Annotated in this window: 16 protein-coding genes and 1 pseudogene; 11 read left to right on the top strand and 6 right to left on the bottom strand. The window is 74.3% G+C overall.

Annotated elements, in window-relative coordinates:
• The first annotated feature begins 18 nt into the window (after positions 1-18).
• Both ACRAKJ_RS03985 and ACRAKJ_RS03990 read left to right on the top strand, forming a co-directional pair.
• Positions 19-786, top strand: coding sequence for a TIGR00730 family Rossman fold protein (locus ACRAKJ_RS03985; RefSeq protein WP_438921480.1), 768 nt, complete (start codon positions 19-21; stop codon positions 784-786).
• Positions 783-1,319 (top strand): TIGR00730 family Rossman fold protein, encoded by a 537-nt coding sequence (locus tag ACRAKJ_RS03990; RefSeq protein WP_438921481.1) that lies wholly within the window; start codon positions 783-785, stop codon positions 1,317-1,319. Before ACRAKJ_RS03985 ends, ACRAKJ_RS03990 begins: the two co-directional genes overlap by 4 nt.
• A gap of 201 nt (positions 1,320-1,520) precedes the next feature.
• On the opposite strand, the gene ACRAKJ_RS03995 is transcribed toward ACRAKJ_RS03990, so the two are convergent.
• Both ACRAKJ_RS03995 and ACRAKJ_RS04000 read right to left on the bottom strand, forming a co-directional pair.
• Positions 1,521-2,582, bottom strand: coding sequence for a DNA glycosylase AlkZ-like family protein (locus tag ACRAKJ_RS03995; RefSeq protein ID WP_438921482.1), 1,062 nt, complete (start codon positions 2,580-2,582; stop codon positions 1,521-1,523).
• Positions 2,583-2,765: 183 nt separating this feature from the next.
• Positions 2,766-4,256, bottom strand: a complete 1,491-nt coding sequence (locus ACRAKJ_RS04000; protein WP_438921483.1) for a CocE/NonD family hydrolase — start codon at positions 4,254-4,256, stop codon at positions 2,766-2,768.
• 126 nt (positions 4,257-4,382) lie between these two features.
• On the opposite strand from ACRAKJ_RS04000, the gene folP reads away from it, so the two are divergent.
• The 6 genes and pseudogenes from folP (at position 4,383) to ACRAKJ_RS04030 (ending at position 7,708) form a co-directional block, all read left to right on the top strand.
• Positions 4,383-5,246, top strand: coding sequence for a dihydropteroate synthase (gene folP, locus ACRAKJ_RS04005; protein WP_438921484.1), 864 nt, complete (start codon positions 4,383-4,385; stop codon positions 5,244-5,246).
• A gap of 48 nt (positions 5,247-5,294) precedes the next feature.
• Positions 5,295-5,633 carry a helix-turn-helix transcriptional regulator gene (locus ACRAKJ_RS04010; RefSeq protein ID WP_438921485.1) on the top strand — a complete coding sequence of 113 codons (339 nt, stop codon included), beginning with the start codon at positions 5,295-5,297 and terminating at the stop codon, positions 5,631-5,633.
• The gene (locus ACRAKJ_RS04015) at positions 5,615-6,292 is read left to right on the top strand and encodes a permease prefix domain 1-containing protein (protein ID WP_438921486.1); all 678 of its coding nucleotides are present in this window, start codon (positions 5,615-5,617) and stop codon (positions 6,290-6,292) included. The genes ACRAKJ_RS04010 and ACRAKJ_RS04015 overlap by 19 nt, the downstream gene beginning before the upstream one ends.
• A 27-nt stretch (positions 6,293-6,319) precedes the next feature.
• Positions 6,320-6,604: pseudogene (locus ACRAKJ_RS04020) on the top strand (DivIVA domain-containing protein); the annotation flags it as partial.
• A gap of 100 nt (positions 6,605-6,704) precedes the next feature.
• Entirely contained in the window at positions 6,705-7,115 is a 411-nt protein-coding gene (locus ACRAKJ_RS04025; protein WP_438921487.1) for an SRPBCC family protein, read from the top strand.
• The gene (locus ACRAKJ_RS04030) at positions 7,112-7,708 is read left to right on the top strand and encodes a DNA-3-methyladenine glycosylase I (protein ID WP_438921488.1); all 597 of its coding nucleotides are present in this window, start codon (positions 7,112-7,114) and stop codon (positions 7,706-7,708) included. The genes ACRAKJ_RS04025 and ACRAKJ_RS04030 overlap by 4 nt, the downstream gene beginning before the upstream one ends.
• On the opposite strand, the gene ACRAKJ_RS04035 is transcribed toward ACRAKJ_RS04030, so the two are convergent.
• Together ACRAKJ_RS04035 and ACRAKJ_RS04040 are read right to left on the bottom strand one after the other, a co-directional pair.
• A complete protein-coding gene (locus ACRAKJ_RS04035; RefSeq protein ID WP_438921489.1) occupies positions 7,695-8,474 on the bottom strand; it encodes an enoyl-CoA hydratase-related protein in 780 nt (259 codons plus the stop codon). The two genes, ACRAKJ_RS04030 and ACRAKJ_RS04035, sit on opposite strands and share 14 nt — an antisense overlap.
• A gap of 90 nt (positions 8,475-8,564) precedes the next feature.
• A complete protein-coding gene (locus ACRAKJ_RS04040; protein ID WP_438921490.1) occupies positions 8,565-9,344 on the bottom strand; it encodes a PaaX family transcriptional regulator C-terminal domain-containing protein in 780 nt (259 codons plus the stop codon).
• 261 nt (positions 9,345-9,605) lie between these two features.
• Here ACRAKJ_RS04040 and ACRAKJ_RS04045 point away from each other — a divergent pair, with 261 nt between their 5' ends.
• Entirely contained in the window at positions 9,606-9,773 is a 168-nt protein-coding gene (locus ACRAKJ_RS04045) for a DUF3117 domain-containing protein (RefSeq protein ID WP_012783412.1), read from the top strand.
• 133 nt (positions 9,774-9,906) lie between these two features.
• Entirely contained in the window at positions 9,907-11,349 is a 1,443-nt protein-coding gene (locus ACRAKJ_RS04050) for a leucyl aminopeptidase family protein (RefSeq protein ID WP_438921491.1), read from the top strand.
• Between the two features lie 773 nt (positions 11,350-12,122).
• On the opposite strand, the gene ACRAKJ_RS04055 is transcribed toward ACRAKJ_RS04050, so the two are convergent.
• Positions 12,123-13,475, bottom strand: a complete 1,353-nt coding sequence (locus tag ACRAKJ_RS04055) for a hypothetical protein (protein ID WP_438921492.1) — start codon at positions 13,473-13,475, stop codon at positions 12,123-12,125.
• A gap of 110 nt (positions 13,476-13,585) precedes the next feature.
• Entirely contained in the window at positions 13,586-14,749 is a 1,164-nt protein-coding gene (glgA, locus tag ACRAKJ_RS04060) for a glycogen synthase (protein WP_438921493.1), read from the bottom strand.
• Positions 14,750-14,873: 124 nt separating this feature from the next.
• Here glgA and glgC point away from each other — a divergent pair, with 124 nt between their 5' ends.
• Positions 14,874-16,100, top strand: a complete 1,227-nt coding sequence (gene glgC / locus ACRAKJ_RS04065) for a glucose-1-phosphate adenylyltransferase (protein WP_438921494.1) — start codon at positions 14,874-14,876, stop codon at positions 16,098-16,100.
• The last annotated feature ends 177 nt before the right edge of the window (positions 16,101-16,277 follow it).

Genomic DNA, 16,277 nt, shown 5'->3' on the forward strand with positions numbered 1-16,277 from the left:
GCGTCTACACTCCGGTTGATGAGCGAGAACGGCGTGGACGAGCACCCGAAGGAGAAGCAGCGCGGACCGGTGGTCCTGCGCCGCGGTCGCCGGGAGGAGCTGACCACCACCGACCAACGGCTGCTGGACTCGCGCGGCCACACCGACTGGGTGCACACCGACCCGTGGCGGGTGCTGCGCATCCAGGCCGAGTTCGTGGAGGGCTTCGGCGCGCTGGCCGAGGTGCCGAGCGCGGTGACCGTGTTCGGATCGGCCCGCACCGGCCGCGACCACCCCGAGTACGAGACCGGCCGCAAGCTGGGCGCCGCGCTCGCCGAGGCCGGGTTCGCCTGCATCACCGGCGGCGGTCCGGGCGCGATGGAGGCGGTGAACCGGGGCTGCTCGGAGGCGGGCGGCTTCTCCATCGGGCTGGGCATCGAACTGCCGTTCGAGCAGGGCCTGAACCCGTGGGTCGACCTGGGCGTGAACTTCCGCTACTTCTTCGTGCGCAAGACCATGTTCATCAAGTACTCGCAGGCGTTCATCTGCCTGCCGGGCGGGTTCGGCACGCTGGACGAGCTGTTCGAGGCGCTGACCCTGGTGCAGACGAAGAAGGTCACCAAGTTCCCCGTCGTGCTGTTCGGCAAGCAGTACTGGCAGGGCCTGTACGACTGGGTGAAGTCCTCGGTGCTCGACGGCGGCAAGGTCGGCGAGAAGGACCTGGAGCTGCTGTACCTGACCGACGACATCGACGACGCGGTGCGCGTGGTGAACGAGGCGCACAAGGCGTGGGCGGACGCGCATTGACCACCGTCACCGTGTACTGCGGGTCGCTGCGGACGGTGCCGGGGAGCTACCTGGAGCTGGCCGCGCGGGTGGGCGCGGGGATCGCGGCGCGCGGCTGGTCGCTGACGTGGGGCGGTGGCCGCACGTCGATGATGGGCGCGGTGGCGGCGGCGGCCCGGGAGGGCGGTGCCCGCACGACCGGCGTGATCCCGCGCGGCCTGGTGGACCGGGAGATCGCCGACGCCGACGCCGACGACCTGCTCGTGGTCGACACGATGCGGGAGCGCAAGGCGTTGATGGAGGCGCACGGCGACGCGTTCCTGGCGCTGCCCGGCGGGATCGGCACGCTGGAGGAGCTGTTCGAGGTGTGGACCTCGAAGGTGCTGGCCGCGCACGCCAAGCCGGTGGTCGTGCTGGACGTGGACGGCCACTACCGGGGCCTGCTGGAGTGGCTGGCCGAGCTGCACGGGCGCGGGTTCGTGTCCCGGTCGGCCCTCGACTCCCTGGTCGTCACGGACGACGTGACGGCCGCCCTGGACGCCTGCGCCCCCTGACCCGGCATCCCCCACCCCACCCGGCGAGTCCAACGCTCCCGCCGCGCGAGTCCAACGCTCAAGTCGCGTGAGTCCAACGCTCAGGACCCCTGTGTTCTTCACTCGCGAGTAAAGAACACAGGGGTCGCGAACGCAGGACTCTCGGGTCCTGGGCGTTGGACTCTCGGGTCCTGGGCGTTGGACTCTCGGGTGGGGTGGGGGTCAGGTGACGGTGGCCTCGGGGAGGCCGCGGGCGCGGGCCAGGTGGGTGGCCTCCTCGGCGAACATGCCCACGTCCAGGGGGACGAACGGGTGCGCCTTCACGGTCAGGCGGGTCGGGGTGGCCTTGGCGGTCCAGGTGCCGAGGACCTCGCCGTCGACGAGCAGCGCGCCGCGCCGGCCCAGGACGCGCCACACCTCCTTCTGGTGCGCCTTGTCCGGCACGAGCAGGTCCCGGTCGCGGGCGTTGAGGTAGGGGTCCAGCGGCGGCAGCAGGCGCACCACCTCGGGCTCGGGCGGGTTCTCGAACGCGTCGAGGCGGTCGGCCGGGAGCCACGCCTTCCGGGAGACGGGCACGAGGTCGTCGGGCCACGCGGCCTTGACGTCGCGGACCGGCGCGCCGAAGTAGGCCGCCACCTCGGCGTACCCGGCGGGGCCGTGCAGCCGCAGGTAGCGCGTGACCAGCTCGCTGAAGCCGGCGGACGCCGTCGGCACGGGCCCGCGCCCCTCCAGCGGCACGAACGTGACGGTCTTCTCCGCCGGGTCGAACCGCAGGCCGGCGGGCAGCACGGCGGCCCGGAACACGGCGTCCCGCACGTGCGTCGCCCCGCACGAGCTGCACCAGGCGGTGACGGCGGCCGGGACCAGCGGGGTGACGAGCGCGGACGCCTCGCCCTTGGTCATCGGCCGGTCGACGACCCCGCGCAGGGCGTCGGCGACCCGGTGCAGCACCGCCGCGCCGTCCTCCACGGCCGGCCGGTCCATCCGGGCCAGCGCGTCGGCGTCGCTCAGCGGCCACAGGCGGGCGGCCAGCGCGGGCACCTCGGCCGTGCGGTGCCAGTGCGGCGCGCCCCGGACCGTCCACGTGAGGGTGAACTCCCCGGACGGGTCGGGCACGTCGGCCAGGCGGGCGGCCAGCGCGGGCACGGCGGACCGCTCGGAGTCCTGCACCCCCAGGTCGAGCACGCGCAGGGCGGCCGGGTCGGTGGCGGACCGGTCGAACTGGTGGGCGGCGACCCGGTAGGCGATCACCCGCTCCCTCGTGATCTGCCGCGGGTCAGCCACGGCGGACGCCCTGCTCGGGGCCCGGCACGACGACGCCGTGCCGGGCCCGCGGGGTGGTCGTGAACTGCGATTCCATGCCGGTGATCCTGGCAGGCGGTCCCGCCACCCGCCGTGGGCCGCCCCCGCGGGCCACCCGCCGTGGACCACCGCCGCGGGTCACCCGCCGTGGACCACCGCTGCGGGCTACCCGCGCGGGACCGCGAGCCAGGAGTCCGCGCCGAACGCCACCGACGACCCCGGCGCGCTGGACCCCTGGTAGCGGGCGTCCACGGTGTCGACGACGAGCACGAGCCGGTTGCCCGCGCCGACGTTCCACACGGTCGGCTCCAGGTCCAGGTCGACCGCGCGGGTGTGCGTGCCGGTGAGCGTGACGGGCTTGTGCGTGATCAGCGCGCCCAGGCCGAGGGCGTTCACCTCGTACAGGTAGGCGTAGAGGGTGGTTTTCGGCGCGGACGGGGTGACGGTGAGGTGCGCGCGGGGCGTGCCGCTGACGGTGGTGGCGCTCCACTGCGCCGGGCCGCGCCACACGGCCGCCGCGCCCCGGTCGACCAGGGGCGTGGACACGCCGACGGGCAGTTGCAGGAAGCCCTGCAACGCGCCGGTGACGAGCACGGTGCCGCTCTCCGCGATGGTGGGCCGGCCGGCCCCGATGCGGTCGGCGGCCAGCGGCACGGTGTCGGTGCGCGCGGTGGCCGCGGCCCACGTCGGGAACGAGCGCCAGCCGCCGCCGTTGTTGGGCTTGACCTGCACGGGGTGCTCCCGGTCGATGCCGTTGGCGACGCCCTTGAGGTGGTGGTCGAACCAGCGGCCGACGGAGTCCCAGATCTCGTTGGGCAGCCCGGCCGCGCCGAACAGCTCGGCGGTGGCGTGGTCGCCGGGGGACAGCATGAGCCGCTTCGGCGTGCCGAGGGCGGTGAAGAAGTCGGTGACCTGGCTCGGCGGGAACAGCCCGTCGTTCCACGCGTTGCCGATCATCACGGCGGCCCTGATCGACGACACGTGCGAGGCGGGGGAGCGGGGCGGCGAGATCGGCAGCACGTCCTCGAACCGCTTCTCCCGGTAGGCGGCCTCGGCCTCGCGCAGCACGGGACCGGGGCGGCCGGTGAGCTTCCCGGCGGTGAGCAGCAGGTCCACGGCCTGCCCGCTGACCGTCTCGTTCGGGTAGAGCGAGCGGGCCAGGTCGGTCCACGTGGACAGCGCGGCGACGGCCTTCACCCGCGGGTCGGCCGCGGCGGCGAGCAGGGACTGGCCGGCGCCGTAGGAGATGCCGCCGACGCCGACCCTCGACGCGTCGCCGCGGGCCTGGGCGATGCCCCAGTCGATGACGCGGCTGACGTCGGCCACGGTGTCCGGCCCGGCGACGTCGATCTCGCCCGCCGAGTCGTGGAAGCCGCGGCTGGTGTAGCTGATCACCACGTAGCCGGACTCGTAGGCGAGGCGGGCGGCGGCGCCGACGTACTCGATGTTGTTGACGCCCCAGCTGGAGGGCAGCACGAGCAGCGGGAACGGCCCGCTGCCGCGCCCGGTGGGTTCGACGACGAACGCCTTGAGCGGGGTGCCGCCCTGGCCGGGGATGGTCCGGTAGCCCACCGCGAAGCCGGGCGCGGCCTGCGCGGGTGGCGCGAGCACGAGCGCCACGAGGGCGGCGAGCAGCAGGGGGAGTGATCGGCGCACAGGGTCCTCCTTGACCGTGACCGGGATCACGCAGAGTGTTACCGGTGAGTAAAGCGATGCGTACTCGGCGGTAGCAATGGCCTGTGACGCGGGTCACGTGAAGCTGTGACGTGGCACGATGCCGTCATGCTGCGGTTCGGTGCACGGCAGGTCGCGAACGATCGCGCGCTGGTCATGGCGATCGTGAACCGCACCCGCGACTCCTTCTACGACCGCGGGGCGACGTTCTCCGACGACGCCGCGATGGCCGCCGTGGACCGCGCGGTCGCCGACGGCGCGGACATCGTCGACATCGGCGGCGTGAAGGCCGGCGCCAAGGGCGAGGTCGTCGACGCGGCCGAGGAGGCGCGGCGGGTCGTGCCGTTCGTCGCGGCCGTCCGCGAACGTCACCCGGACGTGGTGATCAGCGTCGACACGTGGCGGCACGAGGTGGGCCGCGCGGTGTGCGCGGAGGGCGCGGACCTGATCAACGACACGTGGGCGGGCGCGGACCCGAGGCTCGCCGAGGTGGCGGCCGAGTTCGGCGCGGGCATCGTCTGCTCGCACACCGGCGGCCTGCCGCCGCGCACCGACCCGCACCGCGTGCGCTACCCCGACGTGGTGGCGGCGGTGGTCGGCGAGCTGGTCGCGCGGGCCGAGCGGATGGTGGCGCTGGGCGTGCCCCGCGAGGGCGTGCTGGTCGACCCGACGCACGACTTCGGCAAGAACACGTGGCACGGGCTGGAACTGCTGAGGCGGCTGGACGAGCTGGTCGCCACCGGGTGGCCGGTGCTGATGGCGCTGTCCAACAAGGACTTCGTGGGCGAGACGCTGGGCGCGGACGTGGAGGACCGGGTGGACGGCACGCTCGCCGCGACCTCGGTGGCGGCGTGGACGGGCGCGAAGGTGTTCCGCGCGCACCAGGTGCGGCAGACGCGGCGCGTGGTGGAGATGGTGGCGAGCATCGCGGGCACCCGCCCCCCGGCGCGCGCGCTCCGCGCCCTGGCCTGACGCGAGAACCGGGGTTCCCCCCGGTCCCGACCAGTAGACTGCCTACCCGTGAAGCCCGACGCGTTGCGAGGACACCTCGACGCGCTGCTGCTGGCCGTCCTCGACGGCGGCCGGCTGCACGGCTACGCCATCATCGAGGCGTTGCAGCGGCGCAGCGGCGGCGTGCTGGACCTGCCCACCGGCACCGTCTACCCGGCCCTGCGCAGGCTGGAGACCGCCGGCCTGGTGAGCAGCGAGTGGAGCACCGTCGGCGGCCGGCAGCGCCGCACCTACCGGCTCACCAAAGCGGGTGAACGCGCACTGGTCGCCGAGCGCGGCGCGTGGCGCGAGTTCACCACCGCCGTCGACGGCGTCCTCGGAGGTGGCCCGTGGCCCGCGCGAGCCTGATCGACGACTACGTCACCGCCCTCGACCGCCGCCTGCGCGGCCCCGCCGCCCTCAAGGACGACCTGGTCGCCGAGGCCCGCGACAGCCTCGCCGACGCCGCCGACGCCCACCGCTCCCGCGGCCTGCCCGACCACGACGCCGAGCACCGCGCCGTCACCGAGTTCGGTCCCGTCGCCACCGTCGCCCGCGACTACCAGAGCGTCCTCGGCCTCGCCCACGGCGCCCGCACCCTGCGCACCGTCGTGCTCGTGCTGCCCACCGCGCACGTCCTGTGGGAGCTCAACCGCCGGTTCTGGATCGGCGCCTGGGGCGCCTTCCCCGCCCCGCCGCCCGACTGGTACCTGCTCGTCGCCCGCGCCAACGACTCCGCCTCCTGGGTCGTCGCCGGCGCCGCCCTGCTCGCGCTGCTCACCGGCCGCGCCCTGGCCCGCCGCGGCGTCGCCGCCACCACCCTCGCCCGGCTCGCCGGCGCGGTCGCCGCCGTCGCCGTCACGACCGCCGCCGGCGGCAACGTCGCCATCGTGCTCGCCACCGCCCACCTGGACGCGTCACGCCTGCTCACCTCGCCGCCCGTGCTGGCCGCGTCGCTGGTCAGCCTGCTGGTCCTGGCCCGGCTCGCCGTCCTCGCCCGCAGGTCCGTGGTGTTCTCGTCGGTCTGACCGGCGGCGGTGTGCCACGATCGTGACGTGACCTCAGCGCTCCTCTACATCGTCGTCATGGCGCTCGTCGCGGCCGTGGTGTTCCTCCTCGCCGCGCTGGTGTTCGGTCGCGGCGAGGAGCTCGCGCCGCTGCCGCCCGGTGCGTCGCCCACCCGGCTGCCCGCCGACGACGTGACCCCCGACGACGTGCGCGACCTCAAGTTCCAGCAGGTCCTGCGCGGCTACAAGATGACCGAGGTGGACTGGGCGCTCGACCGCCTGGCCGGCGAGCTGGAGCAGCTGCGCGCCCGCGTCGCCGAGCTGGAGGCCGACCTCGGCATCGAGCCCTCCCGACCCGACGCGGACGCCGTGGACTCCGCGGACGCCCTGGACGCCGGGGAGCGCGACCGGGAACCGGCACGGGAGCCCGAACGTGACCCGGCTTGAGCTGCGCGTCGACGTCGACGCACCCGCCGAGCGCACCTGGGCCGCCCTCACCGACTGGGACCGGCAGGGCGAGTGGATGCTGCTCACCCGCGTCCGCGTCACCGCCGGCGACGGCGCGGGCCCCGGCAGCGAGCTGTCCGCGTTCACCGGCCTCGGCCCCCTCGGGTTCACCGACACCATGCGCATCACCGCCTGGGAACCGCCCCTGCGCTGCGCCGTCGACCACACCGGCCGCCTCGTGCGCGGCACCGGCGAGTTCCTCGTCGTCCCCCGCGGCGAGCGCAGCGAGTTCCGCTGGGCCGAGGACGTGAACCCGCTGCTCAACCTGGCCTTCCTGCCCGGCGTGAAGCTCTCCCTGCGCCGGTTCGCCACCTTCGCCCGGGAGTACACCGCGTGACCCAGCCACCCGTCCGCTGCCCGTGGGGCGACAGCACCCCCGACTACGCCGACTACCACGACACCGAGTGGGGCGTCGAGCTGCACGGCGACAACGCCCTGTTCGAGCGCATGTGCCTGGAGTCGTTCCAGTCCGGCCTGTCCTGGATCACCATCCTGCGCAAGCGCGAGAACTTCCGCGCCGCGTTCGCGCACTTCGTCCCCGAGGTCGTCGCCGAGTACGGCGACGCCGACTTCGACCGCCTCATGGCCGACGCCGGCATCGTCCGCAACCGCGCCAAGATCACCGCGACCATCGCCAACGCCCGCGCCGTCGCCGACCTCGACGTGCCGCTCGACGACCTGCTCTGGTCGTTCGCCCCCGAGCACCACGAACGGCCCGCCACCACCCACGACGTGCCCGCCGTCACCCCCGAGTCGAAGGCGATGGCCAAGGAGCTCAAGCGCCGCGGCTTCACGTTCCTCGGCCCCACCACCTGCTACGCGCTGATGCAGGCCACCGGCATGGTCGACGACCACATCGCGGCCTGCTTCCGCGCCGGCGCCCCCACCACCGCGGGCACCCCGGCCGGCGCTCCCGCTACCGCCCGGTGAACACCGGCTTCCGCTTCGCCACGAACGCGGCCACCGCCTCCCGGTGGTCCGCCGTGGCACCCGCCTCCGCCTGCGTCCGGGCCTCCACGTCCAGCGCCGCCGCCAGCTCCCCGGAGAACGCCATCGCCTCCTTGATCTTCGCGTAGGCCGTCGTCGGACCCGCCGCCAACCGCGCCGCCAGCTCCTGCGCCGCCCCCAGCGCCTCCCCGTCCGGCACCACCCGGTTCACCATGCCGACCCGCAGCGCCTCCTCCGCGCCCACCGGCTGCGCCAGCAGCATCATCTCCATCGCCCGGCCGTACCCGATCAGCCGCGGCAACGTCCACGACGCGCCCGAGTCCGCCGTCAACCCCACGTTCGCGAACGCCATCAGGAACTTCGCGCCCGCCGCCGCGATCCGCAGGTCGCTCGCGTACGCCAGCGACGCCCCCGCGCCCGCCGCCGTCCCGTTCACCGCCGCGACCACCGGCTTCGGCATCCCCACGATCGCCTTGACCAGCGGGTTGTAGTGCCGCTCCACCGTGTGCAGCGGCGCCGGGTCACCCGCCTCCAGCAGCGCGACGTGCTCCTTGAGGTCCTGGCCCGCGCAGAACGCCTTCCCCGCGCCGGTCAGCACCACCGCGCGCACCGAGTCGTCCGCCGCGGTCTCCACCACCGCCTCCAGCAGCCGCTCCTTCAACGCGACCGTGAACGCGTTGAACGCCTCCGGCCGGTTCAGCGTGAACGTGCGAACGCCCTCGGCGTCGTCGATGAGGAGTTCGGACATGGGGTGAACCTCCGAGCTGGTCGTGTCGTGGGCCGGCCGTCTCGTCCGACCGGTCTTCCGGGCCGTCTTCCGGGGCCGTCTTCCGGGGGCTCAGTCGCCGCCCAGGCTGTCGTCGACGAACTTGGCCACCGCGGGCGCCAACCGCGCCGTGTGCCGGTCGAAGAACTCCGCCGCCCCCGCACCCGGCCAGTCCGCGGGCAGCAGCTCACGGGGCAGCCCCGGGTCCCGGAACAGGAACTTCCGCCACGCGTGCAGGAACCGCTGCGACGCCGCGAACGCCGTCGCCGGCGACGTGCCGTCCACAGCGGACACCACCGGCTCCCACTCCGCCACGAACCGCGCGTAGTCCTCGCCCAGCGCGCCCAGGTCCCACGCCCGCGCCGCCAGCTCCGCGTCACCGCCCTCGTGCGCGCCCCGGAACCTGCTCGCCCGCACGCCCTCCGCCGCCAGCACGTCCCCCAGCTCCGGCGACGGCCGCGGCGCGACCCACGTCACCGGCCCCAGCGCCCCGTAGCCCAGCAGCTGCAACGACGACGCCAACCGCTCCCGCGACTCCCGCGCCGGCAGCTCCTCCAGCACCACCACGTGCCACCGACCGTCCCACGTGGACGGCCGGGTGCGGTAGATGCGCGCCGCCGCCTCGTCCAGCCGCCGCTCCGCCCGCGGCGTCATCGCGTACCCCGGGCCACCGGGCAGGCGCACCGGCGCCAACCACCCCTGCCGGACCGTCCGCGACACCGCCGTGCGCACCGCGGGCGCGGCGAAGTCCAACGGCTCCAGCAACCGGACCAGCGCGGCGATGGTCGCCGCGCCACCCCGCTCGCGCAGGTGGCCGCCGTAGACGTCGAAGAGGGCCGAACGGGCTCGCACGAGAGCCGAGTCTGTCAGGGCCGGCCCGCGACACGCCACAACACCCGGAACGGTCACGACCAGGTGACGCTTCACCCGGTGGGCGAAAATCGTTGCGACACGCCGATCCTGGCCCTGATCAGCCCTTCCGCCAAGATCGCCGGCGAACCACCCCCGAGCCGGAAAGATCGGTTCGGTTTCGCAGGTGAGTCCGCATAGGGGAGAATGGGCCCGTATCCGGCCCTGGTCGGACGGGGAAGATGTTGACGGAGGGAGCACGCGATGGCGGCCATGAAGCCCCGGACCGGCGACGGTCCCCTCGAGGTGACCAAGGAGGGGCGCGGCATCGTGATGCGCGTTCCGCTCGAGGGTGGTGGCCGCCTAGTCGTCGAGATGTCGGCGGACGAGGCCAACGCCCTGGGCGACGCCCTCAAGGCAGCCGCCGGCTGACCTGACCGGCCGGATCGAGACAGCGTTCGGCGTGCCCCGGTTCCACAGTGGAACCGGGGCGTCGCCGCATCGTGACCCCCCCGCGCCCTCAAGGCTCTGACCAGCCCCTTTCCCGATCACCAGGAGTACTGACGTGCGTGCGCCGCTGCCCACCCCGCTGGTCGCCGTCGAGGTGGCCGACACCGTCCGGCGAGGCGTGCCCGCGGTGGTCGTGGCGTTCGCGGGCGACCCGGTGCGCCTCGGCCCCGGCGCACCCGGCGACCTGGACACCACCGACCTGCCCACCGACGTCGGCGGCGTCGGCGGAGTCGTGAAGAAGGGCGCCACCTGGGTCGTCGGCGTCGGCGAGGCGTCGGTCCGCGACTGGCGCCGCGCGGGCGCGTCCCTGGTCCGGGCCCTGCACGGCGAGGCCGACCGCACCGGCGCGGCCGGCTACGACGTCCACGTGCCCGACGACCTCACCCCGGACGCCGCGACCGCGTTCACCCTCGGCCTGGCCCTCGGCGGCTACCGCTACCGGATCACCGGCGCGGAGGCCCCCAAGCGGGTGAAGTCGATCCGCCTGGTGCCCGCCGCTCCCGCCGGCGCCCCGCTGGTCGACGCCGTCCGCCGCGCCACCACCCTCGCCGCCGCGACGTCCCTGTCCCGCGACCTGGCCAACGCGCCGTCCAACGTCAAGGACCCCGCCTGGCTGGCCGCCGCCGCCGTCAAGTCCGCCGTCCCCGGCCTCGACGTCCGGGTCCGCGACGAGAAGTGGCTGGCCGCCGAGGGCTTCAACGGCGTCCTGGCCGTCGGCAACGGCTCCGCCCGCCCCCCGCGCCTGATCGAGCTGTCCTGGCCCGGCACGGCCGGCCACCCCCACCTGGTGCTGGTCGGCAAGGGCATCACCTTCGACACCGGCGGCATCTCCATCAAGCCCGCCGACGGCATGCACCTGATGCGCACCGACATGTCCGGCGGCGCCGCCGTCATCGCCGCCCTGGTCGCCATCGCCAAGCTCGACCTGCCCCTCCGCGTCACCGGCCTCGTGCCCGCCGCCGAGAACCACGTCTCCGGCACCGCCTACCGGCCCGGCGACGTGATCAGGCACTACGGCGGCACCACCACCGAGGTCACCAACACCGACGCCGAGGGCAGGCTCGTCCTGGCCGACGCCCTCGCCTACGCCGTGCACACCCTCGCCCCGGACCACCTCGTGGACGTCGCCACCCTGACCGGCGCGATGAAGGTCACCCTCGGCACGCGGACCGGTGGCCTGTTCGCGACCGACGACGCCCTGGCGGCGAAGATCGCGGACGCGGGCGCGCGGACCGGCGAGTCCTGGTGGCGCATGCCGCTGCTGGAGGACCTGGCCGAGGACGTGCGGAGCGACATCGCCGACGTCCGCCAGTGCCCGCCCGGACCGGGTGGCATCACGGCGGCGCTGTTCCTGCGCGAGTTCACCGGGAACGTGCCGTGGGCGCACCTGGACATCGCCGGGCCGGCGCGGGCGGACAAGCCGTACGACGAGGTCGTGCCGGGGGCGAGCGGTTTCGCGGCGAGGACGTTGATCGAGCTGGCGGAAAGCCTGGTCTGAGGGGGTGGCGGGACACGATCGGGTGATCATCGGGCCGAACATGTACGAAAACGGCCCCTCGCCACTCGGTTGAAAACATGAGGAACCAACCCGCCGACCACCCCTCGACCCACCACCCCCTCCGCCACCACCCCGCCGGCCCCCACGGCCCTCACGGCCCTGCCGGCTCTCTGCGGCCCCGCCGGCTCCCCGCAGCCCTGCCGGCTCCCGCCGCCTCGCCGACCCCAGCCCGCTGACCCGGTCCCGCCGATCCCGCTGACCCGGCCCGCTGACCCGCTGATCGGCCTGCTGCCCGCTGACGCCGCCCCACCCGGCCTGCCGCCCGCTGACCGGCCTGCTGCCCGCTGACGCCGCCCCACCCGGCCTGCCGCCCGCTGACCGGCCTGCTGCCCGCTGACGCCGCCCCACCCGGCCTGCCGCCCGCTGACCGGCCTGCTGCCCGCTGACGCCGCCCCACCCAGCCTGCTGACCCGGCCTCGCCGGCCCACCGCGCGGGTTCGCGGTCAGCCGCCTCGCGCGCACCCGCCTCGCGCGGGTGCGCGGTCACCCGGCCGCCACGAGGCCGCGCACCCCTGGGGCGAGCCCTGGGCCAGGTGGGATCGCACGTGCGGGTGATTCTCGCGGAACCCGCCGACGAGTGACGGCACCCGCAACCGTCCCAGCAGGTGCGGGAAACCGAGGGCCACTTGGCCACGTTCGGGTGACACCTGTTCGGTGGCCGCACGCACGCACGCACGCACGCACACCCGCCGGCCGAGCGCCCGGCGGGCCGGTCAGAACTCCAGGCCGATCGCGGCCGGCGCGCCGCCGGACACCGCCACCGCGCCCAGACCGGGCAGCTCGACCGTGCCCGCGCCCACGGAGAACGTCACCGACCGCACGTCCTCCGGCACCTCCACGACCACCGCCACCGGGAACGCCTCACCGCCCTGGCGCGCGCCCACCAGCGGGGCCCGCGTGCCGTCCGGCAGGGTCACCACCACCAGGTCCACCGTCACCGGCGCCCCCACCACGGCCGGCAGGTCGTGCCCCTGCAACCGCAGCTCCAGCAGCGCCTTCCCGGGCGCGGCCGTGGCCAGCTCGTACTGCTCGCCCGACGACACCGGCCGCTGCCGCCCCAGCCGCGCCCGCACCACCTCGACGGACCCGTTCACCGCGCCGAGCGCCACGGGCGTCGACGCCGACGTCGACTCCGGTCCGGGCGACCGCCGCAGCACGCCCACCGCCGGCCCCACGACCGCGCCCGACGGCACCTCGACGCGCTGCTCCAGCGACTTCGCGCCCACCGTGTCCAGCACCAGCGCCTCCGGGCCGCCGCCGACCGGCACCGTGTAGACGACGAGCACCGTCCCGTCCTCGGGCAGCCGGTCGGCGGGCAGCGGGTGCCGCCGCCCGGGCAGGTCCAGCGCCAACTCCGGCGGCTGCGGCATCCAGCCGCGCCACGGCGTCTGCCGGAACGCGGTGTCGACCTCGCCGTGCTTCACCACCCGCAGCCTCAGCACGCGCAGCGCCACGCCGTGCTCAGCGCGCAGCTCGCCCTCGGCGGTCGGCCAGGCGGGCGGCGACGCGTAGCCGGTGACCCGCACCTCCAGCTGGTCGTCGCGCACCACGGCCGACGCCGCGTCCACCGCCTGGCCCTCGTCGGGCAGCACGGCCAGGAAGTCGGGGCCGGCCTCGCCGACGCCCCGGTCGGGCGTGGTCTCCCGGCCGTCGGTGCGCACGAGCTTGCCGACCGGCGTGCTGCGCGCGCCCTGCGCGGGGACCTGCGGCGGCTCCACCTCCAGCCGCACGCCGGACGCGTCGCGCCCGACCTCCTTCATCGGCACCGGCACCCAGTCGGTCGCGACCCCCGTGCCCGGCACCTGCACCGGGCCGCACCACAGCCTGCTGTCCACGTCGAACGCCTTACCGGTGCGGGCGAACCAGCAGCTCACCGCGTCGCTGCTGGTGCGCGCCACGTACCCGAAGGACAGCGTGTAGCTCAGCTCGGCCTCGGCGCGCGCCTGCAACGCGGACGCGTCGACGACCGGGTGACCGCCGATGGTCAACCGGACCTGCTCGGCGCTGAACGCGGGCGTGGCGCACCCCGCGGTCAGCAGCGCGAGCAGGAGAACGACCCACCGCATGTTCGACCCCCACCAGTAAGCCCCCTGGCCCCTACTGGTTAAAGGCGGTCGCCACCCCGTGCGGTTGCACTCGATCGAGTGTGACAGATGTCACACAGGGGGTCAGGTCGTCACCGAACGGCGTCGAGGGCCGCCCGGTAGACGTCCACCGTCTGCTCCGCCACCGTCGTCCACGAGAACTCCTCCACCGCCCGCGCGCGCCCCGCCTCGCCGAACGCCGCCGCCCGCGCCGGGTCGCCCAGCACCTCGTTCACCGCGTCCGCCAACCCCACCCGGAACGCCTCCACGTCCCGCTCGTCGTAGTGCACCAGCAACCCCGTCCGGCCGTGGTCCACCACTTCCGGGATGCCGCCCACGTCCGACGCCACCACCGCCGTCCCGCACGCCATCGCCTCCAGGTTCACGATCCCCAGCGGCTCGTACACCGACGGGCACACGAACACCGTCGACGCCGACAGCACCTGCCGCACCTCCGCCGGCTGGAGCATCTGCTGCACCCACACCACACCCGGCCGCGACGCCGCCAGCTCCGCCACCGCCGCCCGCGTCTCCTCCGCGATCTCCGGCGTGTCCGGGGCGCCCGCGCACAGCACCACCTGCGCGTCGTGCGAGATCCGGTGCGCCGCCGCCACCAGGTGACCCACGCCCTTCTGCCGCGTGATCCGCCCGACGAACGTCACGATCGGCCGGCCCGGGTCGATCCCGTACCGCGTCAACGCGTCCGTCTCCGAGACCGGGTGGTACGCCGAGGTGTCGATCCCGTTGCGCACCACGTGCACCCGCGCCGGGTCCAACGACGGGTAGCAGTCCAGCACGTCGGCCCGCATCCCCTCGCTCACCGCGATCACCGCGTCCGCCGCCTCGTACGCCGTCCGCTCCACCCACGACGACACCCGGTACCCGCCGCCCAGCTGCTCCGCCTTCCACGGCCGCCGCGGCTCCAGCGAGTGCGCCGTCACCACGTGCGGGACGCCGTGCAGCAGTTTCGCCAGGTGACCGGCCATGTTCGCGTACCAGGTGTGGGAGTGCGCGAGCTGCACGCCACCCAGCGCGGCGGCCATCTCCAGGTCCACCGACAGCGTCGCCAGCGCCGCGTTCGCCCCCTCCAGGCCGTGCGCCGGGTTGTGCGCCCGGGCGTCCGCGCGCGGCCCGCCGAAGGCGTGCACGTCCACGTCCACCAACTCGCGCAGCCTCGGCACCAGGAAACCCACGTGCACGCCGGCGCCGCCGTAGACCTCCGGCGGGTACTCCCGTGTCAGCAGTCCAATTCGCACGGGACTCACCGTAACCCCGCGGGCGGGGCGGCAACCCCGTTGCCGGGGGCAGCCGGGTGAACAAGGCGAGTCTGCGTTACTTCGCCGTTGGTGGGCCGGTGCCGGCCCGGTTAGGGTCGTTCTCGTGAAAGGGCAACCGCACGTTCTAGGAATTGTCCTCGCCGGTGGCGAAGGCAAACGGTTGTGGCCGTTGACCGCCGACAGGGCAAAGCCCGCGGTGCCCTTCGGCGGTAACTACCGGCTCGTGGACTTCGTCCTGTCCAACCTGGTGAACGCCGGCTTCGTCAAGTTGTGCGTGCTCACCCAGTACAAATCCCATTCCCTGGACCGGCACATCTCGACCACCTGGCGGCTGTCCAATGTGCTCGGCCAGTACGTCACGCCGGTGCCGGCGCAGCAGCGCCTCGGACCCCGCTGGTACACCGGCAGCGCCGACGCGATCTTCCAGTCGCTCAACCTGGTGAACGACGAGAAGCCCGAGCACGTGATCATCTTCGGGGCCGACCACGTCTACCGGATGGACCCGGGCCAGATGGTGGACCAGCACGTGCGGAGCGGCGCGGGCGTCACGGTGGCCGGCATCCGGGTGCCGCGGGCCGAGGCCAAGGCGTTCGGGTGCATCGACTCCGACGAGTCCGGGCTGATCACGCGGTTCCTGGAGAAGCCCTCCGACCCGCCGCACGTGCCGGGCGACCCGGAGGTCACGTTCGCGTCCATGGGCAACTACGTGTTCACCACGGAGGCGCTGATCGAGGCGCTGCGGGCGGACGCGGCCAACCCCGACTCCGACCACGACATGGGCGGCGACATCATCCCGATGCTCGTCGACCAGGGCCAGGCGCACGTCTACGACTTCGCCGACAACGCCGTGCCCGGCGAGACCGACCGCGACCGCGGCTACTGGCGCGACGTGGGGACCATCGACGCCTACTACGAGGCGCACATGGACCTGGTGTCGGTGCGGCCGGTGTTCAACCTCTACAACCAGGCGTGGCCGATCCGGACCGCCACCCCGCCGCTGCCGCCGGCGAAGTTCATCGCGGGCGGCAGCGCGGAGGACTCGATGGTCGGGCCCGGCTCGATCATTTCCGGCACCGTCCACGGGTCGGTCGTGTCGTCCGACGTGGTCGTCGAGACCGGGTCCGTGGTGCAGGGCAGCGTGCTGCTGCCGGGGGTGCGGATCGGGCGGGGCGCGGTCGTGCGGCGGGCGATCCTCGACAAGAACGTCGTCGTGCCGGACGGGGCGCTGATCGGCGTCGACCCGGCGACGGACCGGCAGCGCTACACCGTGTCCGCGGGTGGGGTGACGGTGCTCGGCAAGGGCATCACCGCGGAGTCGGGGTCGTCGTGACGCACGTCGTGAGAGGCACGCCGTGAGCTGACGCCCGTGGCGGGCAGTGTGGTCGGGGACCTCCTCGTGGTGGTCCCCGGCCGGCGGTGTGGCCGACCGGCGGTGTGGCGTCAGGGGGTGTGGCGTCAGGGGGTGGGTAGGCAGGTGGTGGTTGGCCGGGCCTCCTCTTCGTTTCAA

Source organism: Saccharothrix sp. DSM 118769 (assembly GCF_052936295.1).

What these genes read in the sequence shown, in the direction of transcription:
- ACRAKJ_RS03985 (WP_438921480.1), top strand. Translation starts at nt 19, where the DNA reads ATGAGCGAGAACGGCGTGGACGAGCACCCGAAGGAGAAGCAGCGCGGA.
- ACRAKJ_RS04055 (WP_438921492.1), bottom strand. Translation starts at nt 13,475, where the DNA reads ATGCGGTGGGTCGTTCTCCTGCTCGCGCTGCTGACCGCGGGGTGCGCC.
- ACRAKJ_RS04035 (WP_438921489.1), bottom strand. Translation starts at nt 8,474, where the DNA reads ATGTCCGAACTCCTCATCGACGACGCCGAGGGCGTTCGCACGTTCACG.
- folP (WP_438921484.1), top strand. Translation starts at nt 4,383, where the DNA reads ATGCTGCGGTTCGGTGCACGGCAGGTCGCGAACGATCGCGCGCTGGTC.
- ACRAKJ_RS04045 (WP_012783412.1), top strand. Translation starts at nt 9,606, where the DNA reads ATGGCGGCCATGAAGCCCCGGACCGGCGACGGTCCCCTCGAGGTGACC.